The sequence below is a fragment of the Methylobacterium sp. Leaf111 genome (genome assembly GCF_001423285.1).
GTDB lineage: Bacteria > Pseudomonadota > Alphaproteobacteria > Rhizobiales > Beijerinckiaceae > Methylobacterium.
The window spans coordinates 84,768-109,003 of the sequence record NZ_LMNE01000023.1 but is presented as its reverse complement, the minus strand read 5'-3'; the positions used below and the strand labels follow the sequence as shown (position 1 = coordinate 109,003).

Sequence of the window (24,236 nt, the reverse complement as noted above, 5' to 3'; positions counted from 1 at the left end):
GTCACCGGCGGCGCTCCCCGTCCTCGGGCTCGGCCGCCGTGGTCCGGATGCGCGTCGGCTTGTCGCTCAGCCCGGCGACCTGAGCCTTGTCGGCCCCGGCCTCGGACTTGTCCTGCGGATCCCCTCCCGACGGATCCCGACCGTGCAGGACCGTATGGACGTTGCCGACGAAGGAGATGACGTGGCCGCTGTCGATCACCTCCAGGGTGTCGGCCACGATGGTGCCGCTCGGCATGGAGACGGCGACGGTCTCGCTCGACCGGACGCTGCCGGCCTTGAAGTCGACGGCGGCCGTCTTCAGGCGGACCTCCTCCCCCTTGTCCGTCCAGAGCCGGATGTCGCGGTCGAGGTTCAGGGATTCGCGCGCGGAATCGAACACGCCGGAGGCAGCTTCGAGGTGGACGAGGCCGCCCTTGTCGTCGGTGTTGAGCTGGCCCTTCATGGCCTGCAATTCGATCACGCTCGGCTTGCGAACGTCCTGGAAAGCGGCGATGGCGGTGACCTCGTAGCCCCGGTCGCCCTTCCGAAAGCCGGACAGGCGGGGATTCTCCATCTTCACCTTGCTGCCCGACAGGCTGAGCTGGCCCACCGACACGTCGGGGAGGCCGGCTCCGAAGGGATTGAACAGGGTCACGACCGCGAGTGCGATGACGGCGGTTCCGGCGGCGAGGGGGATCAGCCGGCGCAGGGCGCGCACGTGGCTGCTGTGGTTGCGCGCCCGCGCATGGGCGCGGGTCCGGCGCGCATCGACGCGGCCGTCGCTCGTCTGCCCCGTCTCGATCGCCGCGCCCAGGTGCATGATCTTTCCAACATCGTGCCCCGGCGGCGGCGGCGCACGCGAGGAGCGCGCCACGGCTGGGTCGACCGCCGGATGGCCGGGGGCAGTGGCGAAGTTATGACGGGAAGCTTGAGAAAGCATCAAGCCTCCGGTTCACCCGAGGGCGGAATGGCGCAGGCGCGGGCGCGGGGATGTGCGACGGCGCACGGAGGCCGGGGACAGGAAGGCTGGCGTGACGGGGGCCCATGCGAGGGAGGCCGCCCCTAGGCATGCGCGAAGATGTCGGTGTCCGGCCAGCCGGCGAGGTCGAGCCGGGCGCGGGTCGGAAGGAAGTCGAAGCAGTTCCGCGCGAGATCCGCACGGCCCTCCCGCTCCAGCATCGCGTCGAGCCGCGCGCGCGCGGCATGCAGGTAGAGCACATCGGAGGCGGCGTAATCGACCTGGGCCTGGCTCAGGGTATCGGCGCCCCAATCCGAGGATTGCTGCTGCTTGGAAAGGTCGATGCCCACGAGTTCCCGGACCACGTCCTTCAGCCCGTGCCGGTCGGTGTAGGTGCGAGCCAGCTTCGAGGCCACCTTGGTGCAGTAGACCGGCGCCGGCATGACCCCGAGGCCCTGGAACAGCACCGCGAGGTCGAAGCGCGCGAAGTGGAAGATCTTCAGGGTGGCCGGATCGGCCAGCACGCGCATCAGCGTCTCGGGAGCCGGTCCGCCAGGGATGATCTGGACCACGTCGGCAGCGCCGTCGCCACGCGAGATCTGCACGACGCAGAGGCGGTCGCGATGCGGGTTGAGCCCGAGGGTCTCGGTGTCGATGGCGATGGCCGGGCCGGCGACGTAATCGGCGGGCAGGTCGCCGCGATGCAGGCGGATGGCGGGGGGCGGCGGCATGGACGGGGAGTTTTCGCGCTGGGATCGACGACGGGCCACGAACGGCGTTTCTCGTGTGATCCCCGGCGCCTATCACCCGGCCCGGCCCCCCGCAAGGGTGGCAGACCGCGCGGCGCGCAGGGACACCCCGCGCGCCGCGCCAGACCTTACATGTCCGTTTGGCCAGCCTCACTTCTGCTTGGCGATGACCTTGTCCTTGATGCCGTCATAGGCGTTCTGCGGGATGATCTTCTTGGACAGAAGCTCGTCCTTGCCTCGATAGGGGCGCCCCTTGATGATCGCGGCGGCGCGTGCGGCACCGATGCCCGGCAGGGCGTCGAGCTCGGCGGCGGTGGCGCTGTTGATGTCGACCAGGGCCGTCTTCGCGGCCGGCTCGACCGTCGGCGCCTTGGGCGCCGCGGGCGCGGTCGGCGCCACGGTCTTGGGAGCCGTCGAGGGCGTGGGGGCGGCCGGGCTCGGCGCCTGGGCCAGGGCGGGGCCGGCGGCGATGCAGGTCAGAACGGCGAGGGTACGCAGCAGGGATGAGGACATGGATGTCTCCCGAAAGCATCGCCCTCCGCGTAATGCGGCGGCGAGCCTGTCCCCTGAGTAGAAGTTCCAACTTGAACCGCAGATTAAAGTCCTCGCGCGTCTCCGCGCCGGGATTGATGCCGTTCGGCGGGGAGCGAATCCTCCGCGGGTCCAGGGCGGGATCCTGGCCGGCACGGCGAGGGCCGGGGATCCTTGCCGCGCCGAGGTCCGATCCGCGCCGGACCTGTCGGCCCTGCCTCTTCGAACCTCCTGCGCGGGACGCTCTAGCCAGAACCTGCGGGTGGCGTTATAGACCCGCCAGCGAATCTCCGTTTGACCACGGTACCGAGGCGGCCTTCCCCTGGAAGTCGCGCCCACGGTGCCTTTTTTGCCGTAGCAGGACTCTTCCGATGGCCGTTCCGAAGCGAAAGACCTCCCCCTCGCGTCGCGGCATGCGCCGCTCCGCCGACGCCCTCAAGGCCCCGACCTACGTCACCGACAAGGATTCGGGCGAGCTGCGTCGTCCCCATCACATCGATCTCAAGACCGGCATGTACCGGGGCCGCCAGGTCCTCAAGGTGAAGTCGACCGAGGCCTGAGTCCTCGCGGGGGCGCCGTACGGCCGCCCCGGACCGCACCGCACGCCCGAGATTCCGAGCCGAGGCCCCGCAGGGGCCCGGCTTTTTTCGTTGGCCGATCGCCACCATCCGAGGGTGATGTCAGCGTCCGTCAGGCGCGGCGCGCAGCCTCGGCGTAGCGCGCCGCGGCCGAGCGCGTGCGCTCGATGCGGGACGGCCGCAGGGTCGGCTCGGTGCTGACGATGAGCTGGGCCAGGAAGCCGGATAGGGGACGGGCCGGAACTGGCCGAAACCCGGACGCCTCGCTGCCGGAAATGACCACGAGGTCATGGCGCGCGAGGGGAACCGCTTCAGGCGGTGCACCTCCTCGGTCGTCCCGCCCCGTCTCGGCACGCTCCATGCCCTCGCTCCCAGCGCCCGGATGGCCCGTGGGAACAGAATTGGCCCGCGTTAACGGTTCGTCAACCTTTGATCCGGCGCCTCTCGCGCAGCAAGGTTACCCGTTGAGGGTCTCGGGCGATTCCCGCACACGGGAGATTTCCACCGACGCCGCGGGCCTACTTCTTGGCCAGGTCCTCGAGGCGGGACTGCATCTCGGCCATCTGGCGCTTGAGGTCGTCGAGGTCGCTTCCGGCCGGGCCGTGCTGGACCGGGGCGGGAACGCCGGCGGACTTGCCCGCCGAAGAGGGATGCGCCCCCATGCCGGAGAGCGGGCCGGTGCCGAAGGTGGTGAACATCTTCATCGCGTCGCCGAAGAAGCTCATGTTCGCCCGGACCTGCTCCTCCATCGCACTCTGGAACGCGGTGGGCGCGAAGCTCTGCGTCATCTTCTCGCGCAGGCCCTCCTGGTCCCGGGCGAAGTTCGCCATCGAGAATTCCAGGAAGCTCGGAACCATGGTGCGCATGCTGTCACCGTAGAAGCGGATCAGCTGGCGCAGGAAAGCCACCGGCAGCAGGTTGTCCTCGCCGGCCTTGTTCTCCTGCTCGAAGATGATCTGCGTCAGCACCGACCGGGTGATGTCGTCGCCCGAGCGCGCGTCGTAGACGAGGAAGTCCTCGCCGTTCTGCACCATCGTCGCCAAGTCCTCGAGGGTGACGTAGGTCGACGTCCCGGTGTGATAGAGGCGCCGGTTGGCGTATTTCTTGATGACGGTGTGGGTGGACTTACCGTTATCCGCCATTTCTGGGGGCCTCTCCCGGCGCGTTCGTAGCCGCGCGATCTTCTTACCGCGGCGCCAAGGACCGCTGCTCGATCCCGCGCCGCACAAGTGCACCTTAAGACGTTCCCGTGCCGACGAAAACAGCAATTTATCGCCCATCCCGCGGAATACCACGCAAGGGAGCGCGTCCTGTCACGGGCGGGGCCGCAAACAACCTTCGGATGCCTTGACTTCGCAGGGTCGACGGCTTTCATCCGAGGGAACGGCACAAAGGCGCCCACGCTCGATTGCATTCAGAGCGTCAAGGGAGCGCCCGCCGGAATGAGGAGAACGTCACCATGGCAGCAGAAGATATCGTCATCGTCGGTGCGGCGCGCACCGCGGTGGGTTCGTTCGGCGGCGTATTCAACACCGTCCCCGCGCACGATCTCGGCGCCGTGGCGATCAAGGCCGCCCTCGAGCGCGCCGGCGTCCCGGCCGACGACGTGGACGAGGTGATCTTCGGCCAGGTCCTCACCGCCGGCGCCGGCCAGAACCCCGCCCGCCAAGCCGCCATCAAGGCTGGCATCCCCGAGAAGGCCACCGCCTGGGGCGTCAATCAGGTCTGCGGCTCGGGCCTGCGCACGGTCGCCATCGGCATGCAGCAGATTGCCAACGGCGACGCCACCGTGATCGTGGCCGGCGGCCAGGAATCGATGTCGCTCTCCCCCCACGCGCAGTACCTGCGCGGCGGCCAGAAGATGGGCGACGTCAAGCTCGTCGACACCATGATCAAGGACGGCCTCTGGGACGCCTTCAACGGCTACCACATGGGCCAGACGGCCGAGAACGTGGCGCAGGCCTTCCAGCTGACCCGCGAGCAGCAGGACCAGTTCGCCACCGCCTCGCAGAACAAGGCCGAGGCCGCCCGCAAGGAGGGCCGCTTCAAGGAGGAGATCGCCGCCGTCACCGTGCCGGGCCGCAAGGGCGACGTCGTGGTCGATACCGACGAGTACATCCGCGACGGTGCCACCGTCGAGGCCATGGCCAAGCTCAAGCCCGCCTTCGCCAAGGACGGCACCGTCACCGCCGCCAACGCCTCCGGCCTCAACGACGGCGCGGCCGCCATCGTGCTGATGTCGGCTTCCGAGGCCGAGCGCCGGGGCATCAAGCCCCTGGCCCGGATCGTCTCCTGGGCCACGGCCGGCGTCGACCCCAAGGTGATGGGCACCGGCCCGATCCCGGCCTCGCGCAAGGCCCTGGACAAGGCCGGCTGGAAGGCGTCCGACCTCGACCTGATCGAGGCCAACGAGGCCTTCGCCGCCCAGGCGCTCGCCGTGAACAAGGACATGGGCTGGGACACCGACAAGGTGAACGTCAATGGCGGCGCCATCGCCATCGGCCACCCGATCGGGGCCTCGGGCGCCCGCGTCCTCGTCACCCTCCTGCACGAGCTGAAGCGCCGTGACGCCAAGCGCGGCCTCGCCACCCTGTGCATCGGCGGCGGCATGGGCGTCGCCCTCTGCGTCGAGCGCGTCTGAGCCCGAGCCCTGAGGGGCGCCGCATGAATTCTTGACGGCGCCGCAAATTTAAATCGGTCGCGCCCGACGTGGACCCTCCGCTAAAGCGCGACCGGCCAAAGACAATCACAAGAAACCAGATCTCGGAGGAAACCATGGCTCAGGAACGCGTCGCCCTCGTCACCGGCGGCACCCGCGGCATCGGCGCCGCCATCGCGAAGGGCCTGAAGGCCAAGGGCTACAAGGTCGCGGCCAATTACGGTGGCAACGACGAGGCGGCCAATGCCTTCAAGGACGAGACCGGCATCCCGGTCTTCAAGTTCGACGTCGGGGACTACGCGGCCTGCGAGGCCGGCATCAAGGCGGTCGAGGCCGAGGTCGGCCCGGTCGACATCCTGGTCAACAATGCCGGCATCACCCGTGACGGCCTGTTCCACAAGATGACCTTCGAGAAGTGGCAGGCGGTCATCAAGACCAACCTCGACTCCGCCTTCACGGTCACCCGGCCGGTGATCGAGGGCATGCGCAACCGGGGCTTCGGCCGCATCATCCTGATCTCGTCGATCAACGGCCAGAAGGGCCAGGTCGGCCAGACCAACTACTCGGCCGCCAAGGCCGGCGTGATCGGCTTCGCCAAGGCCCTGGCCCAGGAGAGCGCCTCCAAGGGCATCACCGTCAACGTGATCGCGCCGGGCTACATCGCCACCGACATGGTCATGGCGGTGCCGGAGGAGGTGCGCAACAAGATCATCTCGACGATCCCGGTGGGTCGCCTCGGTGAGGCCGAGGAGATCGCCCGCGCGGTGGAGTATCTCGCCGCCGACGATTCCGGTTTCATCACCGGCTCGACCCTGACGATCAACGGCGCCCAGTACATCGCCTGATCTCTAGAACCAGCGAGGGCGGCGCGCGTCGCCCCCGCTGCGGCGGGATTGGGTCCCTCTCGGGGGATACCGCTCCATCCGAGGATGCGCTTCAGCCCATGCAGGCGTCCTCGCGCTTCTTGAACGATTCGGATTTCGGTTCGTGCTCGGCCGGCCGGCCGCGACCGATGACGCCGTCTGCCCGCGCCCGCAGGTAGACGTAGATGTCGTCGATGTAGCACATCACGTTCCGGTTGTCGCCGAAGGCCGGCATCACCAGCTGCTGCGCGGAATTGACGTCCTTCTTGCCGCCCGCGACGATGCCCACGAAGGTCGCGTAATCGTCGCGCTTCAGGGCCTCAACCAGCGATGGCGCATAGGTCGAACCGGCCCCGTCGGGGCCGTGGCAGACGATGCAGTTGGCATTGTAGCGCACGTAACCGGACATGGCCGGCCAATCGACCATCTTGCCGCCCTGGGTCACGTGGTAGGTCGGCGTGCCGTCCTTGTCGACGTAACTTCCGTCGTCGACCTTGGCCGGTTGGGTCGGCCCCTCGCTCTTCAGGGTCGGATCGGGCGCGGGCGGGGTCGGATCCGCCCGGCCGGGACTGGCACCGAGGACGAGCAGGGTCGAGGCGAACAGCGTAGCAGTGGACGAACGGGACCGACGCATCCTGAAGACTCCGGGTCTGGGGCGACGAGGGTAGAAACGCCCGGAAACAACCGTCCGCAAGGGAAAACATCCTACAGTTGTGAGATCATGCGCGCCAGCGCCTCGCCATCGGGTGCGTCGCGCCGCGATACCGGTCCGTATCGCCCCTGGTCCGCGCGTCGGTGCGCCTCGTGTCGGATCCGGGATCGTCCCCGGTTGCCATCCGGCGGGTCTCCGTGGGACAGGAGCCCCCTGCCATCCGCTTCGGTCCTGCCATGCCCACCCCGACCCTCCTCGGTTTCGGCGCGATCCTGCTGTGGTCGCAACTCACGCTGCTGACCGCATTGTCCGGCGCGATACCCCCGTTCCAGCTCGCCGCCATGACCTTCGCGGTGGGCGGCCTGGTGGGCTGCGCGAGTTGGCCCCTGAGGCGCGAGGGGCTCCGAACCCTGCGCCAGCCCTGGCCGGTCTGGCTCCTCGGCGTCGGCGGCCTGTTCGGATACCACGCCCTGTACTTCGCCGCCCTGCGCCTCGCCCCACCGGCGGAGGCGGGCCTGCTCAATTATCTTTGGCCCCTCCTGATCGTGCTGCTGTCGGCCCGGCTTCCCGGGGCGGCGGGCCTGCACGCCGGCCATCTCGGCGGGGCCGCCCTCGGACTCGCCGGCGTCATGGTGCTGTTCGCCGGCCGCGGCGGGATCGACTTCGCCGCCGGAGCCCTGCCCGGCTATCTCGCGGCCCTGGCGGCCGCCTTCGTCTGGTCGGGCTATTCCGTACTCTCGTCCCGGGTCGGGGCGGTGCCGACCGATGCGGTGGCGGGCTTCTGCCTCGCCACAGCGGCTCTCAGCTTCGCCTGCCATCGCGCCTTCGAGACGACGCTGTGGCCGGCGGGCACGGTGCAGTGGGGGGCGGTCGTCGCCCTCGGCCTGGGGCCGGTAGGCGCCGCGTTCTATCTCTGGGACATTGGGGTGAAGCGGGGCGACCTGCGCCTTCTCGGGGTCGCGGCCTACGCCGCCCCGATCCTGTCGACCCTGACCCTGGTGCTCGCCGGCTATGCCGAGCCGAGCCCGGCCCTGGCGTTCGCCTGCCTCCTCATCGTCCTCGGCGCCGGGGTGGCGGTGCGGGCCTCCCGGGCCGGGGCGCGCGAGCGCCTCCGCGACAGGACCTGAACCTCACGACCTGGGCATCGGGCGCCAGTCCGGCGGCGCCATCTCGAAGCCGGCGAATTCGAAGGCCGGTGAGACCGTGCAGCCCACCAGCGTCCAGGCCCCGAGGCTGGTGGCGGTCTGCCAGTGGCCGGCCGGGACGACGATCTGCGGCTGCTGACCCCGCGCGAGGTCGGGGCCGAGATAGGCCGCGCTGGCATCGTGACCGTTGGGGCTCACCGTCAGGACGAGGGGGGCGCCCGCGTGCCAGTGCCAGATCTCAGCCGCATCCACCCGGTGCCATTCGGAGACCTCACTGAGATCGAGGAGGTAGTAGATCGCGCTGCCCACCGAGCGCCCCTCGACGGTGCGGGGATCCCGGAAGGTCTCGCGGTAATGCCCGCCCTCCGGGTGCGGCGCGAGGCCGAGGCGGGCGATCACCTCGGCGGCGGTCGGTCCCTGGGATCCGGCACTCATGGGCGAACTCCTGCAGATGGCGTCACTCGATGGCACCCTGCGGCAGGCTGAGGCCGGGGGGGGCCTTGGCGCCGGACGATCCGCTCCCCGACTCCTTGGCCACCTTCGGCCGGACCTTCTTCACCGGGGTCTTGCTCGGCTTGGCCGCCTCGTTCCCGGCGGCCACCGGCGCACGCGTCACGGCTGGAGCCTCCCCGCATTCCCGAAACCCGAGCTGCGCCAGACTCTTTCCGGTGTCGGAGACGATGTTGAGCGTGTCGGGCAGGGGCGCCGGCACGGCATCCCAGCGGACCGGGGCGCCGAGCAGCGCCCCGAGGGCCGCCGGGCTGCCGCCGCGCCGCAGGGCGAACAGGTCAGGGCCGTATGCCGTGGCGGCCTTGCCGGCGATGACGACCTCCAGGACCCGGGTCGTCTCCGGCGTGAGCGGGCGCAGCGGATTCTCGACGACGACGGCCCCCGTGCGGGTCACCCAGACCACAAAGTCCTTCTGTCCCTCGTAGACCGCCGCCCGGGCCTCGCACTGCACGGTCAGGCCGGGCAGGTTAGCGGCTGGCATCGGCGCGGGAGCGGCGACGGGCGCGGGAGTGGCGACGGGCTCGGGGTCGGTGGGGGTGGTCGCGGGGGCCTCGGCCGCCGGTTTCACCGCAGGTTTGGGCGCGGGCTTGGGTTTGGGCTTCGGGGCAAGCCGGCGCGGGGTCGGCGCCGCGGCCGGCCGCTCGGTTTCGGGAGCCGGCTCGGACACCTGAGCCTGGGCCGCTCCCGCCACGATCAGGGCAACCAGGGACAGGGAGGCCAGCGACAGGAAGGCCGCGGGCTGGAGGGTCGGCCACCGGCGCGTGCGGGAGCACACCATCAGCGAAGCTCTCGTTCTCGATGCGGGTCTGGACGGGGCAGCGACGGCAACTTACGGGCCGGGTCCTCGTCCGAAACCCCGAGCGGCCGCTCCGGCTCGATGTCCAGAACGGTCGCGCTGCGATCGATGGGACTGGGGCGCAGCGGCTCGAGGCTGCGGATCAGCAGATCCTCGCCATCGGCCTCATCCACGAGGTCTTCCTCGCGCGCCATGCGCAGTTCGGGCCGACGCCCCCTTCTGAGCTGAAGGGCCACGAGGAAGCCGGAGAACAGGAGGACGCCCAGGGCCCCCAGGATCAGGAGTGTTTCCATGCCGGGTCCAGCGTTAGCCCAGGACGCGCCGCGTTGCATCCTCTCCCGGCACGTTCGCGGACCGCCGCCCCACGCCGGAACGGTCCTTGCGTCGTCGGGCGACGATGTCAGAAGGAACGGCTCGACCCCGGCTCGATATCCCCGGTTCCGGGGCGGTCAGGCATGAGCCGTGCAGACAGGGACTGCGCAGGGATGGACCATGCGACCCCGGGGATGGCCCTCTTTCCGTGTCGATGGCCGGGGATTTCGCGCAGTTCCGACGCATCGGCGGCGTCCGCATGCCGTATGACGCCCTAGCCCGCTCCCGAACCTCAAGGTCGATCGATGCGCATGCATGACCTCAATCCGGCCGATGCCGCCCACGACCCCGGCCCTGATCCGCAGGGGGCGGAGAGCCTGGAGCGCGACCTCCTGCGGCTGATCGAGGAATCCCGCGAGCAGGCGGCGGAGGATCCGTTCCGCAATCCCGTGCTCGCGGTCACGCTCGCCATCACCCGGCGCTTCGACCGGGGTGAGATCGGCGAGGACGACCTGGACGACCTGTTTCCCCGGCTGCGATCCCAGTCCCTGGCGTCCCGCGCCGAGCGCCTGCGCGCCTATGTGGGGCTGGACCGGGACGCGGTGTCGGCGCCCGACAGCCGGATGGCCGCCCGTCTCGTGGCGGCGGTCCCCGCGCGCCAGGGCGATTTCGAGACCTTCCGGGACCTCGTGGGCCGCACGGGCTTCGCCGTGGTCTTCACCGCCCATCCGACCTTCGGGATGCCGCGCGCCGTCGCCGCCCTGATCGCCCAGGCGGCGAGCCAGGCCGAGGGCGCCGCCCGCGCGCCGCTGGTCGCGCGCGCGGCCGCCCTCTCGACCCGGCCCGACCCGAACATCAGCCTCGACGACGAGTTCGAGCAGGCCTGCATCGCGGCCAATCACGGCCGCACCGCCGTCGACGGCTTCAACGCCATGCTCCTCGATGCGGCCCGGGCGCGCTGGCCCGACCGCTGGACGGAGCTCGTCCCGAAACCCTTCTCGATCGCGAGCTGGGTCGGGTGCGACACCGACGGGCGCACCGATATCGGCTGGTGGGACACCCTGCGCTATCGCCTCGAATCCAAGCGGATGCAGCTCGATCGGGTCATGCGCCACCTCCCCCAGGTGCCCGCGACCCAGGTGGTGCGCGACCTCACGGGGAACGCCCTCGCCGCCGTGAACCGCCAGCTCGCCGTCGCGCCCCGGCTCGGAACCAAGCCGTCCCTGGAGGCGGTGCATCGCTTCGCCCTCGCCCTGATCATCGAGCGCGAACGGGCCCAGACCGATGCCAGCGCGATCCTGGCCGGACTCGCGGGCGCCCTCGGGGCGGCCGAATCCGAGGCCGACCAGCGCAGCATCGCCCTGCTGCGGTCCGGCATCGCCACCCACGGTCTCTCGAACGCCCTGCCGCATTTCCGGCTGAACGCCAGCCAGATCCACAACGCGGTGCGGCGCGTCACCGATCTCGAGGGTGAACCCACGGACGCCGCCCAGCGCCGTTCGCACCTCGCCACCATCCACGCGCTGCTCAACGACGTGCAGGCGGTGGACGTGGATTTCGGCGCGCTCGCCGCCGAGCGGGCCTCGGCCGCCCGGCTGATGATGACGATCACCCAGATCCTCAAGCACGTGGACGGCACCCACCCGGTCCGCTTCCTGATCGCCGAGACCGAGACCGGCTACACGCTGCTGGCCGCCCTCTGGCTGGCGCGGCACTACGGCATCGCCGACAGGGTCGAGATCACGCCGCTGTTCGAGACGGCCAGCGCCCTCGAACAGGGCATCCGGGTCCTCGACGATGCGCTCCGCAACCCGCATTGGCGGCAATATCTCAAGCGCATCGGCCGACTGACGGTACAGTTCGGCTACTCCGATTCCGGGCGCTATGTCGGCCAGCTCGCGGCGAGCTTCTGGATCGAGCGCCTGCGCCTGCGCATCACCGAGCTGATGGTGCAGAACGATCTCACGGGCGTGGAACTCGCGATCTTCGACACCCACGGCGAATCCATCGGCCGGGGCGCGCATCCCAGCTCCCTGCGCGACCGCCTCGCCTATCTCGCCCCGGAGGATTCGCGTCGGCGCAACCGGAATGCCGGGATCCGGGTACGCCTCGAATCGAGCTTCCAGGGCTCGGACGGCTACCTGATGTTCGGCACCCTGCCCCTGGCCGAGGCCACGGTGGAGCGCATCGCCGAGCACGTCTTCGCCTTCGACACCGACGACGACGACAGCTTCGCCGACTATGTCCTCTCCGATCCCGCCAACGGGGCCGACGAGACCGACGACCCGATCTACGCCGAGCCGGATTTCGCCGCCGAGTTCTTCACCGTGGTGCGCCAGGACATGGAGGCGCTGGTGGACGATCCCGGCTACGCCGCCCTGCTGGGGACCTTCGGTCCGAGCCTCCTCGACCGCACGGGCTCCCGGCCCGTCGCCCGCCAGACCGATGGCGGCGGCCCGACCATGATCACCCATCCGCGCCAGATGCGGGCGATTCCCAACAACGCGATCCTGCAGCAGCTCGGCTTCCTGGCCAATTCCCTGCACGGCGTCGGCCGGGCGGCCGGCCGGACCCCGGACCTATTCCGTGACATGCGCCGGGATTCCGTACGCTTCTCCCGGGCCTTCCGACTCGTGCAGCACGCGGCCAGCGTCTCCGACCTCGACGTGCTGCGCGCGTATATCGACACGCTCGACCCGGCGGTGTGGCTGGAGCGGGCCCGGCGCACCCAGCGCGACGGCCGGCGCGAGGAACTCGTGGTGATCGCCAACGCCCTCGACCGGCTGCGGCTCGCCCCCGACCTGCGCCACCTCTTCGGCCGCCTCACCTGCGACTGGCTCAACCTGCAGGTCGCCGCTCCCGACCTCGGCCGGATGTCGGCCCGCCTGACCCTGCTGCACGCGATCCGCCTCGCGCTGATCCACCGGATCTGGTTCCTGGCCGTGCACATTCCGGGTTTCCGACCGCAATCGGGCGTGAGCCGCGAAGCGCTGATCGAGCGCTTCCTGCGCCTCGACATCGACGGCTGCCTCACGCTGCTGGAGGACATCTTCCCGATCACCCCGGATCCGACCCTCGGCCTGAACTTCGGCGAACCGGCGGGCCCGCGCGACGTCGGTACCTACGAGGCCGAGCACAAGACGCTGTTCGAGCCGATCCGGCGCAGCTTCCAGCGGGTGCGCGAGATCTCGGGCCTGATCCAGCACGAGGTGGGCGCGTTCGGATGAGGCCGAGCCTCGCGGCCCCGGCGCGCCGAGGCCGCCGGGTTACGCCGGCGGCTCCTCAAGTTCAGGGGCCGAACGCCGATCCGTCCGGCGCGGCGTCCGAGCCCGGCGCGCCCATCGTCATCGCGGCCGCCGCGGCCGCCAATCCCCAGCGGACTAGGTCCTCCGCCTCTCCGGCCGTTCCCGCCTCGGCGTAGCAGCGCAGTTCGGGCGCGTTGCCGGAGGCGCGGAAGTGGATGGTGCGTCCGCCATCGAGCTCCATCCTCACGCCGTCCTGCTCGTCGATGGCGCGCGGCTCACCGATCGGCCGAACGAAATCCCGCCGATACGTCTCCTCGCAGAGTTGCCGCAGGAAGGCGCCGCTCTTCTCGGCCGGCGTATTGGGCAGGCGGTCGCTGGCGGTCTCGCCCACGGAGAGGGATGCGACGAGGTCCGCGAGCGACAGTCCGGCTTTGCGCGCCGCGGCCAGGGTCGCCAGAATCGGCAGCATCGCATCGCGGGTCGGCAGCGCGGGCAGGGTTCGGCCATCGAGGGTCACGTCCGAACCGAGCAGGAAGCCACCATTCGCCTCAAAGCCGACAACGGCGTCGGCGCCCTCCGTCTCCGCCTGGGCCATGCCGGCGATGACGTAGGGCGAGCCGACCCTGGTGCGCAGCACCTGCCGGAACCCGCCCGCATGCTCGATGGCCGAGCCCGCCGTGACCGGCACGACGACGGTATCGACGCCGAGATACCGCGCCGTGATCAGCCCGAGAACATCCCCCCGCAGGATTCGTCCGGCGGCATCCGCGACCAGTGGCCGGTCCGCGTCGCCATCCGTCGTCACCAGGGCGTCGAAATCGCCCGACGCCGTGGCATCGCGGATGAAGGCGATGTCCTCAGGGCGATGGGCCTCCGTGTCGATGGGAACGAAGCGGTCCGCGCGCCCGATCGAGGTCACGTCCGCGCCCAACGCCGTCAGCAGTTCCACGAGCAGGTCGCGCGCCACGGAGCTCTGCTGGTAGACCGCGATCCTGAGGCCGGCCAGGATATCGGACGGGAACGTTCCGCAATAGCGCTGACGGTAACGGTCCGTCGCGCCGGGCTCCGGCGCAGCGGGATCGGCCGCCGCCATGGCGCCTTCCGTGGTGATGTCGCCGAGGGCCGCCAGGATCGCAGCCTCATCGGTCTTGGTGATCTCACCGTCGGGCCGGTAGAATTTCAGACCGTTCCGGTCCTCCGGAATGTGGCTGCCGGTGACCATCACGGCACAGACGCCGCGCCGAAGCGCTTCCAGAGCCAGGGCCGGCGTCGGCAGCGCGCCGCAATCGATGGCCGTGAAGCCGGCGCCCGTGGCGGCGGCCGCCACCGTGGCGGCGATGCCGGGGCTGCTGTCGCGCAGGTCTCGCCCGATCACGACGGTGCGACCGGTGCCGGTCGTCTCGGCGACGGAGCGGAAGAAGGCCCTCGCATAGGCGTAGCTCGGCCAGCCCACCAGGTCGGTGACCAGCCCACGCAGACCGCTCGTCCCGAACTTCAAGCTGCTCATGAGAACTCCCATCACAGGGGCGCGACGCGGCGCCGGCAAGACGACAGCGCTGCTTCTAGGAGAAGTGGTTCCCCGTCTCAATCGCGTGCCGATTCGTGGAGGCCAGGGGCGCGATCCCCGAGGGGGTGCCGGTGTCTATACCGGCACGACCGTGAGCAGCGTGCCTTCCACCCCCGTCACCCGCACCCGGGCGCCCATGGGCGCATCCGGGCCGGTGACGCGCCAGAGGGTGTCGTTGACGCGGATCCGACCCTCGCCGGCGACGATCGGTGCCACGAGGGAATAGTCCCGCCCGACGAGGCCCTGGGCGCCCTGGTTCAGGGCGCTCGGACCGTCCTTGTTCCGGCGGCTTGCGACCACCGCGAAGGCCACCGACAGGACGGCGAACAGCAGCAGCTGTCCCTGCCAGGGCATCGGCACGAGGAGACTTTGCAGCCCCGTGACCACGGCTGCGAGACCGAGCCAGAGCAGGAACACTCCCGAGGCGACGAGTTCGGTTCCCATCAGCACGAGGCCGACCAGGATCCAGGTCCAGGCCGGGCCGATCGCGTCGACGAACGACGCGATCATCGCGCCGACCCGCCGACATTCGGAGGCAGGCCCGCGCTCTTCCGGGCAGGAGCCCCCTCGCCAAAGACGCTGCGGGTGATCTCGGCGATGCCGCCCAGGGTGCCCGCGAGGGCCGCCGCCTCGATCGGGACCACCACCACGCGCTGGTTCGGCGCGGTGGCGATGGCCTTGACCGCCTCGACATACTTCTCGGCCACGAGGAAATTCGCTGCCGCGAGGTCGCCCTTGGCGATGGCCTCGCTGACGAGCTGGGTCGCCCGCGCGTCGGCCTCCGCTCCGCGCTCCCGCGCCTCCGCATCGCGAAAGGCCGCCTCCTTGCGCCCTTCAGCCTCCAGGATCGCCGATTGCTTGCGCCCCTCCGCACGCAGGATCTCGGCTTGCCGGTGCCCCTCCGCCTCCAGCACAGAGGCGCGCTTCTCGCGCTCGGCCTTCATCTGCCGCGCCATCGCGCCGGCGAGGTCGGCGGGCGGCACGATGTCCTTGATCTCGATGCGGGTCATCTTCACGCCCCAGGGTGAGGCGGCGGCATCCATCACCCGCAGCAGGCGCTCGTTGATCTCGTCGCGGTGGGACAGGAGCTGGTCGAGATCCATGGAGCCGACCACCGTGCGGATGTTGGTCCTCGTCAGAGTCATCATCGCGACCTCGAGGTTGGAGACCTCGTAGGAGGCCCGGGCTGCATCGAGCACCTGGTAGAACACCACGGCATCGATCCGCACCCCGGCATTGTCGCGGGTGAAGGCCTCTTGGCTCGGCACGTCGATGACCTGCTCCATCACGTTCACCCGCCGGCCGATTCGCTCGACGTAGGGGGCGATGAGGCCGAGGCCGGATTCCAGGCTGCGGTGGTACTTGCCGAACCGCTCCACGGTGTAGACGTGCCCCTGCGGGACGATGTTGATGCCGATCCCGAGGGTCACGACGACGAGCGCCACGAGCACCACCGCCGCGACGCTCACGCCCACAGAGAAATCCATGCCCCGTTCCCCTGACGATCCCGCCGGCATTGAGACCGGCCGGATCGTGCGACGCAAGGGTGTCCGGTGCGTCCTGGGCGCGGAGGCGACCAAGGTCAGGGTGTCAGCGTCCCCAGACTCCGAGGCGCTCGGCGCGGGCATGGTCCTCGGCGGCCACGAGGTCGGGCGTCGCCTCGGGTGAGGCGCGGCCGCCGCCGTTGAATAGCACCACCTCGGAGAGGTCGCGCCCGTCCACCGCGCACAGGCGGGCCTCGCTGCCGGCCACCGGCTGGCAGGTCACGGTACGGCCGGCCAGGTAGCGGGTGAGTTCGTCAGCCTGTCCGCCGCGCACCCACTCCACCCCGAAGAGGCGCACGAGCTTGCCGCCGACCCGCAGGGTCGCGGTATCGATGACCTCCACCGGACCACGGATCTCGTTGGCCGAGGCCGGTTTCGGAGGCGTTTCCTCCGGCAGAGCGGGACTCATGTCGGGCGCGCTCTGCGGCGCCGCTGTGGACGAGGCCTGCGGCGGGGATTGAGCCGGTCCCCCCGTATCGGGCGAAGCGGTCTCCTGCGGCGTCCGCCCTCCGAAGACGGCGAGGAGGGCCACGAGCGCAGCGGCGCCGAGTCCGATCGGGAGGGCGCGCCGGGATAGGGCATCGCGCATCACGTTGCGGTCGCGGGCGACTTCGCCAAGACGCGAGGCGCTGTCGGCGAGGCGACCGCGGGCATAGCCGCCGACGCGCTGCGCCCCCTCTCGGACGCGGCCGGCGACGAGGCCGGCCCGGCTCGGTTCCGCGGGGTCGGCCGCGGGTCCCGGCGCGACCGCCTCAGCCGGCGAAGACGCGACCCGGCTGCGCCGGAGCGTCGCGAAGCGACTGGACAGGGAGGTGGCAAGGGCACGGCTTCGGGTGGCCGAGCGCGTGACCAGGGACCGTGCCAGAACCGACTGCGCCTCGACGAACCGCGCCGTCGCCATTCGGAAATCCTCCGTCGGAACGGGTTCCGGCGCGGACTCGGGTTCCTGCGCGGGAATCGGCCGGAACAGGGCGGGGTGCCGGTCTCGGAGCTCCGCGAGGAGGGCCGGCAAATCCATCGGAACCAGGGCCCCGTCCGCCTCGGTGACGTGACGCGGTGCGCCCGTCCGATCGATCACGCGGTAGCCGGGCGGCTCCAGGCTCGGCGCGAGGGCCGCTTCCGCCAGGAGCGCGAGCGTGCGCTCTGCCACCGGATAGGCGCCTGCCTGCGTGACGGCTCGGGCGATACGCAGGCGCAAGGCTTCACGCTCCGAGGCCGCCCCGTCCCGTCGCGCCTCACCCAGTCCCGGCGAGGGTGGATTTCGATCATCCAAGATGCGCAGAACTCCGGGTATGACGCACCGATCGCGACGGGCCGGCCTCAGGCACCGCGCTGCGCATTCGCTATAGCGCTCTGCGGCCCCGCACCATAGCGGCGCAGCACGCGGCTCGACTCGGCGACGATCAGCGGGCGCTCCCCGGCGAAGCTGATGGTCAGAGTGAGTTCGGATACGCCCTGCGAACGCACGCCGCGCCCCGGGTTGTCGGCGCGGAAATTGAAGGTGGTGTGGACGATGCAGGTCGCGCTCGCCGCGTTGCAGGCCGTTCGGGTCGCTCCGCCCTGTGCCTCGTAGTGACGCTCGGGCCAGCGCCGGACGAAGCGGCGCTTCTCGGCGATGAGGGCCGCCAGTGACAGGGTGCGGCCGTGGAAACGGACCCGCTCGGCGTAGAATCGCGGCGCGTTCACCACCATCGCGTCCCCGGAGGCCGAGACGTTGTCCAGGTACCGGTCGGTCAGGCGCGTCGCGGCGGCGGCCCATTCGGGGAAGCGTGCGTCCGAGGCCGCCGCCGGTGATGCCATCGGGGTGGGCGTGTCGGCTAGGCGCGGGCGGATATGCAGGCGCTCCGGCGCGGCGCGTCCCTCGCGGGTCGCCGCACGGCGGCCGTCGGCGGATCCTGCCACGCGCCGCCGGTGCGCGGCCATCGGCGTCCGCTCGGCGCTCGCCGCGTCCTGAGCCGACGAGCCATCCGCCTGCGCCTTGGCCGTCGCAGGCGTCTCGGCTACGGGCTTCTCGGACGCCGGCTTCTCGGACGCAGATTTTTCGAGCGACAGCTTCTCACCGACGGCCTTGTCCGCGCCGGGTTGCACCGCCTGTCGAGCCGGCGGATCGACCCAACCTGGGCGCGTCTGGGCCTGCGCCGTTCCTACGGATAGAGCCGCGCTCATCAGCGCGACGGACGAGGCGAAGCCAAGTCGGATGAGACCGGTTCCGTTGGAGCTTGGACCGTGGCGCATGGCATCATCACCGGGGTCGCGGCCGGGGTTTCGGAAAAGCGCGTGCGGGACCGATCGACCGGAATGAAACGTCGGGTGCGGCCGCTAAGTTTCCCTGAATGCGCACGCAACGGTTCGGCCCAGGTTCGGAAGTGTGGACGGGTGCGAGGATTGCGGGGATGCGTCGCGCACGGACCCAGGCGCCGCGGCACCGACTCTTGTGCCGAGGGGCTCTTGTCATTGCCAAGCCTGAACCCACCTTGTGGATCGGGTCCGGGCCCCTCTGGCGGTCGAGGCGTTGACCGTGATGTCGGACCCTTCCATGCTTTTGCGCTGACGCGGCGCGAACGCACCGGAGGGTGTCGAGCCTCATGGTCCCTCGTTGTCTCCCGTTCCCACATCGTCAGCCTGATCCGTGCCAGACCGGAGCCCCCCGATGAGCGCGCCCTCCCGCAAGGCGCTTCTCCTCGTCAATCCGAAGGCCCGCAACGGCAGCTTTTCCCTCGACGAGGTCCGCGACGTCCTCCGCGCCGGAGGGATCGAACCCTTCGAGCCGCCGGGTGACGCCGACTGCACCGCGGTCATCAAGCGTCACGCGCAGGGTTGCGATCTCGTCATCCTCGGTGGCGGTGACGGCACCCTCAACGCGGCCGCGCCCGCTCTGGTCGAGACGGGATTGCCTCTGGGCATCCTGCCCCTCGGCACGGCCAACGATCTCGCCCGCTCCCTCGGCCTGCCCGTCGACCCGGTGGAGGCCGCTCGCCTCATCACCAGCGCGGAGGCACGCCCGGCCGATCTCGGCTGTGTCAACGGGCACTACTACTTCAACGTCGCTAGCATCGGCTTCTCGGCGGACCTCGCGGGCGACCTCACGGCGGAATCGAAGAAGACCTGGGGCACCCTCGGCTACGGCATCGCGGCGGTCCGCGTGCTTCGGCGGATGCGGCCCTTCACCGTCTACATCGAGCATGACGGTCAGACCGAGACGGTGCGCACCATCCAGGTCTCGGTGGGCAACGGACGTCACTACGGCGGCGGCATGACCGTCGAGGAGACGGCCACCGTCGACGACGGCAAGCTCGACTTCTACAGCCTGGAGGTCGCCCATTGGTGGCGGCTGCTGATGCTCCTGCCGGCTCTGCGCAAGGGCACCCAGGGCAAGGCGGCCGACGTGCGGGCCTTCAGCACCACCGAGATCGTGGTGAAGACCAAGAAGCCGCGCCCCGTGAACACCGATGGCGAATTGTCGACCTACACCCCCGCTCATTTCAAGGTGGTGCCGAAGGCGGTGCGGATCTTCAGCCCGGCCCCGGCCGAACGGCCAGGCGTGGCCGCGAGCAGCCCCGGCCCGACGGCCTGACCGAGCCGAACGGGGCCGGGACCGGCCCCGCCCCTCTCCATCCCCGCTCCCGGCGCGACGCCGTCCGGGGGAGCGGCCCTGACTGACTCGACGAGGCCACCGTGGACAGCCTGCTTCAACTCGCCAGCGACCCCACCGCCTGGGCGGCCCTCGCCACCCTGGTGGTGATGGAGGTCGTGCTCGGCATCGACAACCTCATCTTCATCTCGATCCTGACCAACAAGCTTCCGCCCGAGCACCAGCAGAAGGCACGGCGCATCGGCATCGGCCTCGCGCTGATCCTGCGCCTCGGCCTCCTCGCCACCATCGCGTACATCGTCGCCCTGACGCAGCCCGTCTTCGAGGTGTTCGGCAAGGGCTTTTCCTGGCGCGATCTGATCCTCATCGCCGGCGGCCTGTTCCTGCTGTGGAAGGCCACGAAGGAGATCCATCACACCGTCGATCCGGAGCCGGAGACGCTCGGGAGCAACGCTGTGCGGCTCGGCTTCACCGCAGCCATCGGCCAGATCCTCGTCCTCGATCTCGTATTTTCCATCGACAGCATCATCACGGCGGTGGGCATGACGGAGCACGTGCCCATCATGGTGATCGCCGTCGTCACCGCCGTGACCGTGATGCTGCTGGCTGCCGACCCGTTGTCACGCTTCATCGCCGCCAACCCGACGGTCGTGATGTTGGCGCTGGGCTTCCTCATCATGATCGGCATGACCCTGATCGCCGAAGGCTTCGGTGCTCACGTGTCGAAGGGGTACATCTACACTGCCATGGCCTTCTCGGCGGGCGTGGAGGGGCTGAACATGCTGGCCCGACGCCGCAGGCGTGCCCAGACTGGAACGATCACCAAATCTTGAGGAAACGTCGTTAACGTTTCACGGGAAAACCCTCAAGGAGGCTCGGCCGGGGTGATCGGCCGGGCCTCCCTCCGGCGGGCGGCGCGTTCTCAGAGATCGATCATGCTCGCGATGAACAGGCGCGGCTGACCGCGATAGCAGAAGCCCGCCTGGCAGCAGGTCTAATAGCTGCGGTCGAACAGGTTGTGGACGGTGGCCTGCAGTTTCATGCCCTGCAGCTTCGGATCGATCCGTGCGAAATCGTAGCCGAGTACCGCATCGAACAGAGTCACGGTGGCGTTGCGGAAGCTGCTTGGCACGTCGTTGGCCGGGCTGCTGCCAGCGTCGCGCACGCCGCCGCCGACCCCGAGACCGTAGAGGTCGAGACCCGGGGGTTAGCACGGAGGTCGCGCGCATCTTGAAGGGGTTGCCGGGAATGCCCGAAAAGGCGAGCCTGACCGTCTCCGGGCTGCCCGGGCTCCGGGTCGTTCGGATGTCCACGTGGCTCTAGGCAGCCAGGATGTTGAAGCCGGGTCCGAGATTAGCGACGGCCTCCGGTTCCGCGCCGCGCGCCTGCGCCTCTCCGACGGCGGCCTAGACGACCAACGGATTGACGGGGTCGGGCCGCAGCACGTTGGTCTGGGTGATGTCGAAGATGGCGGTGTTCAGGACGACGTTGGTGCCCGGCACGTTGAACTTGATGCCGCCATCTGCTGGACTTCCGTCGACTGGAACGGTGTGCCGTCGCGATCGAGCCCAAGTGTGAGGCGAAGGAGGGCGCGAAGCTCACAGAGGGCATGAGTTCGTCGGTGAGCAGGGTGCGCTGCACGGGACCGGTGGCAACGTGCGCCTCGATCTGGTTGTCGACCGCGAACGCGTCGAGCACGTTGGTAATCCGGCCCGTGGAGCGCAGGGCCCGGGTGAGATCGTCGCTCAGGGCGTCGATCTGGGTCTAGCTTAGGTCAGCGTCGATCTGCTGGTTGCGGAAGTTCTGCCAGAAGATCGGGTCGGGGCCGAAGCGATGCTCGAAGGCATAACCGATCCGGTACTGCTCAGTGATGAAGTTCTGGAACGCCGGGGCGCCGGTCAAACACTACAGGATCGGCTCACGGGCGGCGGCCTCCTCGCGGGCACAGACGGCTTGGTCGGGAGCCGGACCGCCGGCGGCCCTGAGCTTGCCGAGTTCGACGCGAGCCTTCTCCAGATCGGCCCGAAAGCCGGCGTCGCCCTGAAGGGCGGCGAAGACGGCGCTCGCAGCCGTGCGCCCGGCCTCGATATCGCTCGCCCAGTGCAGACCGCAGACGACACGGCTCTCGCCGTAGGAGCGGGCACGGACGAAGAACTGCGTCGCCTTCTCGGGCATCAGGGCCGCCATGATCGCCGCGTAGGTCCAGGCCTGGGTCGCATGGCTCGACGGGAAGCTGAAGGCATTGCCGAGGTCGGAGGTCCGCATCACGCAGATCTCCGCGTCGTTGCCGACGAAGGGGCGCAGGCGGCGGTAATGCAGCTTCGGACCACGAGTGGCCTGGGCGATGTCGAGGCGCGCGCGTTCCAGAAGGGTCATCAGGGCAGGCGCCCGGGACTGCTCGATACGCTGGCCGATGACGCAGGCGAAGTCGTCAAGGATCGCCGAGGCGCCATCGGCCACATCGGTGGTGGCCAGGGTCCAGCGCGGCGTTCCCTTGAGGGCCCGAGTTGCGACGAACGCGGCTTTGTCCGCCGACTCGGCCGCCGACTGGCCCCGCGGCGGGGCTCCGAGGATCGCGACGGTGTCGGGCGCCTGTGCCTCGGAGAGGTAGGGTGCCCGGGCTGCCTTGCCGGGTGTCAGGGGCGTGACACCGACGGCGGGGGCCGAGGCCGGTTTCTGCGCAGTCTCCTCCGCCCGAACCGCCGTAGGGGCAATCCCCACCGGCAGGGCGGCCAGAAACATCAGGGTCGGGAGCAGGCGGGCCATCGGCGTCTCGGCGTCAGAGGTCGGCACAGAGTGAGTGCCATCGGAGTATAGGGCTTCTATACAACAGGCCTATGGCACGGCTCGTCTGAACGCTGACGAAATCGCTTTCGATGTTTCTTTCGGGCTCCCGGAAAACGTCGGAAGAGGCGAATGACCGGACTTGGTCGTCCTGCATCGACACAGGCGATCGACGCGCCGGGAGAGCGCCGCGTCGCGGAAACCGGGCAATGCAGGCGCCGGACCGACGCGACGACCGATCAGAGCTTCGTCGCAGTCCGGCCGGCGAGGTTGCGCGCTGCGGATTCGAGACCGACGTGGTCGTGACCTCCGCTGAGGGCGTAGGCCGAGTGACCGGCGGTCCAGTAGGCGGTCTCGCCGTCGCCGGGGCTCGTGACCTCGCTCGGAGCGACGTGGCCGTCGAGGCTGCGGGTGGCAAACAGGGAGACTTCGCCGAGCTTGCCGGCGTCAATCACCACCTCGATGCCGGTGCCGTTGCGGGCCGGCACGATCTGCACGTCGCGCACCGTCCAGTCCGCCGGCAGGTCGGGCAACGCGATGCCGGTAGCTGCGGCAATGCCGGCGCGATCATAAGCCTGGGCCTGATCGCCCCGCTGCGCGGCGATGCGGGCGCGGACCTGCGCCGCCTCGCGGGCGTGGCGGGCATCGGCGACCAGGGCCGGATCGACGGGGGAGGCGAACGTGTCCGGCACGCCGAGGAAAGGCCCGTCGGAATGGGCCAGCCAGCCGGTGCCAACGAGGAGCGCGATCACCGCGGCGCGCCGCAGGCGGTCACCGAACCGGCGCCAGGCCAGGGTCCGGTCGAGGCGCCGTGCGGCGGCCCGGTTGCGCTCCGGTCCGGGGCCGGGAAGAATGGCGAAGGCCTGCCGGAGCGCGTCCCGGTCGTGCAGCTCGGCCATGATCTGCGCGGCGGTCTCGGGATTGCGCGCCAGGTGCGCCTCCACGTCGAGGCGGCGCAGGCCATCGAGCTGCCCATCCACGAAGGCGGTGAGGTCATTCTCGGTGATCGGATCGATCATCGCGGTCTGGTCCATGGCGTCGGCTCCGGTCGGATACAGGGGGCGCGTCCCCGGACGAGGAGTCCCGGCCGCGCTGAGAACGGATCGGCCTGCCTATGGCGCTCCGTCCCGGTCTTCGAAAACGTCTCAGGTGTCGCCGACGGCGCGGCCCGTTCGGTGCGATGCGTCGTCCTCGTCCTGGGCGACGAGGCGCAGGCGCGGCCGCTCGGCCGCGAGGCGCTGGCGCCGCTCGGCGACACCGCTCCCCTGGCGCTCACCTTCCTCGAAGGCCCGCAGGGCGGCGCGGCCCCGGCCGAGGCGCGACATCAGCGTGCCGATGGGGATGCCGAGGACGGCCGCCGCATCGGCATAGGCCATACCTTCCAGGGTAACGAGGTGAAGGGCGGCGCGCTGCTCTTCCGGCAGCGTGAGGAAGGCGCGCCGGATCTGCGCGAGGCGGACTTGCGCCTCCTGGGCCGGGGGCGCCATCTCCTCGCTCATCTGCACGAGGGTATCGGCGTGGCGGGCCTCGACCCGCTTCCGGCGCTGCTCGTCGATGAAGACGTTGTGCAGCACCGTCATCATCCAGGTGCGCAGGTTGGTGTTCGGCCGCGCCGCCTGGCCCGATTCCAGGGCCCGCACCAGCGCATCGTGCACGAGGTCATCGGCCCGCAGCGTGTCGCGCGTCAGGGCCCGCGCGTAGCGCCGGAGCGGCACGAGCAGGTCGACGATGGCAGCGGGGCCGGGCCGGTTCGGTTCGGTCGTCATAAGAGC

At 70.1% G+C, this 24,236-nt stretch carries 26 protein-coding genes; 7 read left to right on the top strand and 19 right to left on the bottom strand.

Translation table 11 applies throughout. From position 1 onward, the window contains the following. Position 1: 1 nt before the first annotated feature. The 3 genes from ASF41_RS13525 to ASF41_RS13515 all read right to left on the bottom strand — a co-directional run bounded on the left by ASF41_RS13525 (position 2) and on the right by ASF41_RS13515 (position 2,199). Positions 2 to 799, bottom strand: coding sequence for a hypothetical protein (locus ASF41_RS13525; RefSeq protein ID WP_056493977.1), 798 nt, complete (start codon positions 797 to 799; stop codon positions 2 to 4). A gap of 242 nt (positions 800 to 1,041) precedes the next feature. Next, positions 1,042 to 1,668, bottom strand: a complete 627-nt coding sequence (locus tag ASF41_RS13520) for a ribonuclease D (RefSeq protein WP_056493973.1) — start codon at positions 1,666 to 1,668, stop codon at positions 1,042 to 1,044. 168 nt (positions 1,669 to 1,836) lie between these two features. After that, positions 1,837 to 2,199: a helix-hairpin-helix domain-containing protein gene (locus tag ASF41_RS13515; RefSeq protein ID WP_056276128.1), complete on the bottom strand. Its 363-nt coding sequence runs from the start codon at positions 2,197 to 2,199 to the stop codon at positions 1,837 to 1,839. Between the two features lie 389 nt (positions 2,200 to 2,588). Here ASF41_RS13515 and rpmF point away from each other — a divergent pair, with 389 nt between their 5' ends. Further along, a complete protein-coding gene (gene rpmF, locus ASF41_RS13510; protein ID WP_055946842.1) occupies positions 2,589 to 2,777 on the top strand; it encodes a 50S ribosomal protein L32 in 189 nt (62 codons plus the stop codon). A 130-nt stretch (positions 2,778 to 2,907) separates the two neighbouring features. Here rpmF and ASF41_RS13505 read toward each other — a convergent pair whose 3' ends face one another. Both ASF41_RS13505 and phaR read right to left on the bottom strand, forming a co-directional pair. After that, positions 2,908 to 3,156 carry a hypothetical protein gene (locus tag ASF41_RS13505; RefSeq protein ID WP_056493970.1) on the bottom strand — a complete coding sequence of 83 codons (249 nt, stop codon included), beginning with the start codon at positions 3,154 to 3,156 and terminating at the stop codon, positions 2,908 to 2,910. 157 nt (positions 3,157 to 3,313) lie between these two features. Next, the gene (gene phaR, locus ASF41_RS13500; RefSeq protein WP_056211634.1) at positions 3,314 to 3,937 is read right to left on the bottom strand and encodes a polyhydroxyalkanoate synthesis repressor PhaR; all 624 of its coding nucleotides are present in this window, start codon (positions 3,935 to 3,937) and stop codon (positions 3,314 to 3,316) included. Positions 3,938 to 4,254: 317 nt separating this feature from the next. Here phaR and ASF41_RS13495 point away from each other — a divergent pair, with 317 nt between their 5' ends. Together ASF41_RS13495 and phbB are read left to right on the top strand one after the other, a co-directional pair. Then, positions 4,255 to 5,436 (top strand): acetyl-CoA C-acetyltransferase, encoded by a 1,182-nt coding sequence (locus tag ASF41_RS13495; protein ID WP_056276136.1) that lies wholly within the window; start codon positions 4,255 to 4,257, stop codon positions 5,434 to 5,436. A 134-nt stretch (positions 5,437 to 5,570) separates the two neighbouring features. Then, entirely contained in the window at positions 5,571 to 6,299 is a 729-nt protein-coding gene (phbB, locus tag ASF41_RS13490) for an acetoacetyl-CoA reductase (protein ID WP_056211631.1), read from the top strand. A gap of 91 nt (positions 6,300 to 6,390) precedes the next feature. Here phbB and ASF41_RS13485 read toward each other — a convergent pair whose 3' ends face one another. Continuing rightward, the gene (locus tag ASF41_RS13485) at positions 6,391 to 6,951 is read right to left on the bottom strand and encodes a c-type cytochrome, methanol metabolism-related (RefSeq protein ID WP_056493967.1); all 561 of its coding nucleotides are present in this window, start codon (positions 6,949 to 6,951) and stop codon (positions 6,391 to 6,393) included. 254 nt (positions 6,952 to 7,205) lie between these two features. On the opposite strand from ASF41_RS13485, the gene ASF41_RS13480 reads away from it, so the two are divergent. Then, entirely contained in the window at positions 7,206 to 8,096 is an 891-nt protein-coding gene (locus ASF41_RS13480) for a DMT family transporter (protein ID WP_056493964.1), read from the top strand. Between the two features lie 3 nt (positions 8,097 to 8,099). Here ASF41_RS13480 and ASF41_RS13475 read toward each other — a convergent pair whose 3' ends face one another. From ASF41_RS13475 to ASF41_RS13465, 3 genes are read right to left on the bottom strand one after another with little or no spacing between them, the layout of a single operon-like run. Further along, on the bottom strand, positions 8,100 to 8,549 hold the full coding sequence (locus ASF41_RS13475; protein ID WP_056493962.1) for a cupin domain-containing protein: 450 nt from the start codon (positions 8,547 to 8,549) through the stop codon (positions 8,100 to 8,102). A gap of 22 nt (positions 8,550 to 8,571) precedes the next feature. Beyond that, the gene (locus tag ASF41_RS13470) at positions 8,572 to 9,402 is read right to left on the bottom strand and encodes a hypothetical protein (protein ID WP_156653289.1); all 831 of its coding nucleotides are present in this window, start codon (positions 9,400 to 9,402) and stop codon (positions 8,572 to 8,574) included. After that, a complete protein-coding gene (locus ASF41_RS13465; RefSeq protein ID WP_056493959.1) occupies positions 9,402 to 9,713 on the bottom strand; it encodes a hypothetical protein in 312 nt (103 codons plus the stop codon). The genes ASF41_RS13470 and ASF41_RS13465 overlap by 1 nt, the downstream gene beginning before the upstream one ends. A gap of 330 nt (positions 9,714 to 10,043) precedes the next feature. Between ASF41_RS13465 and ASF41_RS13460 the strand changes: the two genes are divergently transcribed. Further along, entirely contained in the window at positions 10,044 to 12,959 is a 2,916-nt protein-coding gene (locus ASF41_RS13460; protein ID WP_056494205.1) for a phosphoenolpyruvate carboxylase, read from the top strand. Positions 12,960 to 13,020: 61 nt separating this feature from the next. Here the strand turns inward: ASF41_RS13460 and ASF41_RS13455 are convergent, their stop codons facing one another. From ASF41_RS13455 to ASF41_RS13435, 5 genes are all read right to left on the bottom strand, one after another. Then, positions 13,021 to 14,484, bottom strand: a complete 1,464-nt coding sequence (locus ASF41_RS13455; protein WP_056493956.1) for a phosphomannomutase — start codon at positions 14,482 to 14,484, stop codon at positions 13,021 to 13,023. 135 nt (positions 14,485 to 14,619) lie between these two features. Further along, a complete protein-coding gene (locus ASF41_RS13450) occupies positions 14,620 to 15,054 on the bottom strand; it encodes an NfeD family protein (protein ID WP_056211621.1) in 435 nt (144 codons plus the stop codon). Next, the gene (locus ASF41_RS13445) at positions 15,051 to 16,031 is read right to left on the bottom strand and encodes an SPFH domain-containing protein (protein WP_056493953.1); all 981 of its coding nucleotides are present in this window, start codon (positions 16,029 to 16,031) and stop codon (positions 15,051 to 15,053) included. The genes ASF41_RS13450 and ASF41_RS13445 overlap by 4 nt, the downstream gene beginning before the upstream one ends. Positions 16,032 to 16,134: 103 nt before the next feature. Beyond that, the gene (locus tag ASF41_RS13440; RefSeq protein WP_056493950.1) at positions 16,135 to 17,286 is read right to left on the bottom strand and encodes a hypothetical protein; all 1,152 of its coding nucleotides are present in this window, start codon (positions 17,284 to 17,286) and stop codon (positions 16,135 to 16,137) included. A gap of 122 nt (positions 17,287 to 17,408) precedes the next feature. After that, positions 17,409 to 18,176 (bottom strand): hypothetical protein, encoded by a 768-nt coding sequence (locus ASF41_RS13435; protein ID WP_244479652.1) that lies wholly within the window; start codon positions 18,174 to 18,176, stop codon positions 17,409 to 17,411. A 562-nt stretch (positions 18,177 to 18,738) separates the two neighbouring features. Between ASF41_RS13435 and ASF41_RS13430 the strand changes: the two genes are divergently transcribed. Together ASF41_RS13430 and ASF41_RS13425 are read left to right on the top strand one after the other, a co-directional pair. After that, positions 18,739 to 19,662, top strand: a complete 924-nt coding sequence (locus tag ASF41_RS13430; RefSeq protein WP_056352011.1) for a lipid kinase — start codon at positions 18,739 to 18,741, stop codon at positions 19,660 to 19,662. A gap of 101 nt (positions 19,663 to 19,763) precedes the next feature. After that, positions 19,764 to 20,513 carry a TerC family protein gene (locus ASF41_RS13425; protein WP_056493947.1) on the top strand — a complete coding sequence of 250 codons (750 nt, stop codon included), beginning with the start codon at positions 19,764 to 19,766 and terminating at the stop codon, positions 20,511 to 20,513. Between the two features lie 161 nt (positions 20,514 to 20,674). Here ASF41_RS13425 and ASF41_RS24875 read toward each other — a convergent pair whose 3' ends face one another. From ASF41_RS24875 to ASF41_RS13410, 5 genes are all read right to left on the bottom strand, one after another. Continuing rightward, the gene (locus tag ASF41_RS24875; RefSeq protein ID WP_156653288.1) at positions 20,675 to 20,845 is read right to left on the bottom strand and encodes a TonB-dependent receptor; all 171 of its coding nucleotides are present in this window, start codon (positions 20,843 to 20,845) and stop codon (positions 20,675 to 20,677) included. A 599-nt stretch (positions 20,846 to 21,444) separates the two neighbouring features. Next, positions 21,445 to 21,582, bottom strand: coding sequence for a hypothetical protein (locus tag ASF41_RS24870; protein ID WP_156653287.1), 138 nt, complete (start codon positions 21,580 to 21,582; stop codon positions 21,445 to 21,447). A 3-nt stretch (positions 21,583 to 21,585) separates the two neighbouring features. Next, complete coding sequence (locus tag ASF41_RS13420; RefSeq protein ID WP_056493944.1) at positions 21,586 to 22,446, bottom strand: phosphatase PAP2 family protein; 861 nt, start codon at positions 22,444 to 22,446, stop codon at positions 21,586 to 21,588. 257 nt (positions 22,447 to 22,703) lie between these two features. Then, positions 22,704 to 23,498 (bottom strand): anti-sigma factor, encoded by a 795-nt coding sequence (locus ASF41_RS13415; RefSeq protein WP_244472684.1) that lies wholly within the window; start codon positions 23,496 to 23,498, stop codon positions 22,704 to 22,706. A gap of 111 nt (positions 23,499 to 23,609) precedes the next feature. Beyond that, positions 23,610 to 24,230 (bottom strand): sigma-70 family RNA polymerase sigma factor, encoded by a 621-nt coding sequence (locus tag ASF41_RS13410; RefSeq protein WP_056276178.1) that lies wholly within the window; start codon positions 24,228 to 24,230, stop codon positions 23,610 to 23,612. Positions 24,231 to 24,236: the final 6 nt, after the last annotated feature.

Coding starts and splice junctions, on each gene's coding strand:
- ASF41_RS13525 (WP_056493977.1), bottom strand. CDS start 799: ATGCACCTGGGCGCGGCGATCGAGACGGGGCAGACGAGCGACGGCCGC.
- ASF41_RS13520 (WP_056493973.1), bottom strand. CDS start 1,668: ATGCCGCCGCCCCCCGCCATCCGCCTGCATCGCGGCGACCTGCCCGCC.
- ASF41_RS13515 (WP_056276128.1), bottom strand. CDS start 2,199: ATGTCCTCATCCCTGCTGCGTACCCTCGCCGTTCTGACCTGCATCGCC.
- rpmF (WP_055946842.1), top strand. CDS start 2,589: ATGGCCGTTCCGAAGCGAAAGACCTCCCCCTCGCGTCGCGGCATGCGC.
- ASF41_RS13505 (WP_056493970.1), bottom strand. CDS start 3,156: ATGGAGCGTGCCGAGACGGGGCGGGACGACCGAGGAGGTGCACCGCCT.
- phaR (WP_056211634.1), bottom strand. CDS start 3,937: ATGGCGGATAACGGTAAGTCCACCCACACCGTCATCAAGAAATACGCC.
- ASF41_RS13495 (WP_056276136.1), top strand. CDS start 4,255: ATGGCAGCAGAAGATATCGTCATCGTCGGTGCGGCGCGCACCGCGGTG.
- phbB (WP_056211631.1), top strand. CDS start 5,571: ATGGCTCAGGAACGCGTCGCCCTCGTCACCGGCGGCACCCGCGGCATC.
- ASF41_RS13485 (WP_056493967.1), bottom strand. CDS start 6,951: ATGCGTCGGTCCCGTTCGTCCACTGCTACGCTGTTCGCCTCGACCCTG.
- ASF41_RS13480 (WP_056493964.1), top strand. CDS start 7,206: ATGCCCACCCCGACCCTCCTCGGTTTCGGCGCGATCCTGCTGTGGTCG.
- ASF41_RS13475 (WP_056493962.1), bottom strand. CDS start 8,549: ATGAGTGCCGGATCCCAGGGACCGACCGCCGCCGAGGTGATCGCCCGC.
- ASF41_RS13470 (WP_156653289.1), bottom strand. CDS start 9,402: ATGGTGTGCTCCCGCACGCGCCGGTGGCCGACCCTCCAGCCCGCGGCC.
- ASF41_RS13465 (WP_056493959.1), bottom strand. CDS start 9,713: ATGGAAACACTCCTGATCCTGGGGGCCCTGGGCGTCCTCCTGTTCTCC.
- ASF41_RS13460 (WP_056494205.1), top strand. CDS start 10,044: ATGCATGACCTCAATCCGGCCGATGCCGCCCACGACCCCGGCCCTGAT.
- ASF41_RS13455 (WP_056493956.1), bottom strand. CDS start 14,484: ATGAGCAGCTTGAAGTTCGGGACGAGCGGTCTGCGTGGGCTGGTCACC.
- ASF41_RS13450 (WP_056211621.1), bottom strand. CDS start 15,054: ATGATCGCGTCGTTCGTCGACGCGATCGGCCCGGCCTGGACCTGGATC.
- ASF41_RS13445 (WP_056493953.1), bottom strand. CDS start 16,031: ATGGATTTCTCTGTGGGCGTGAGCGTCGCGGCGGTGGTGCTCGTGGCG.
- ASF41_RS13430 (WP_056352011.1), top strand. CDS start 18,739: ATGAGCGCGCCCTCCCGCAAGGCGCTTCTCCTCGTCAATCCGAAGGCC.
- ASF41_RS13420 (WP_056493944.1), bottom strand. CDS start 22,446: ATGGCCCGCCTGCTCCCGACCCTGATGTTTCTGGCCGCCCTGCCGGTG.
- ASF41_RS13415 (WP_244472684.1), bottom strand. CDS start 23,498: ATGGACCAGACCGCGATGATCGATCCGATCACCGAGAATGACCTCACC.
- ASF41_RS13410 (WP_056276178.1), bottom strand. CDS start 24,230: ATGACGACCGAACCGAACCGGCCCGGCCCCGCTGCCATCGTCGACCTG.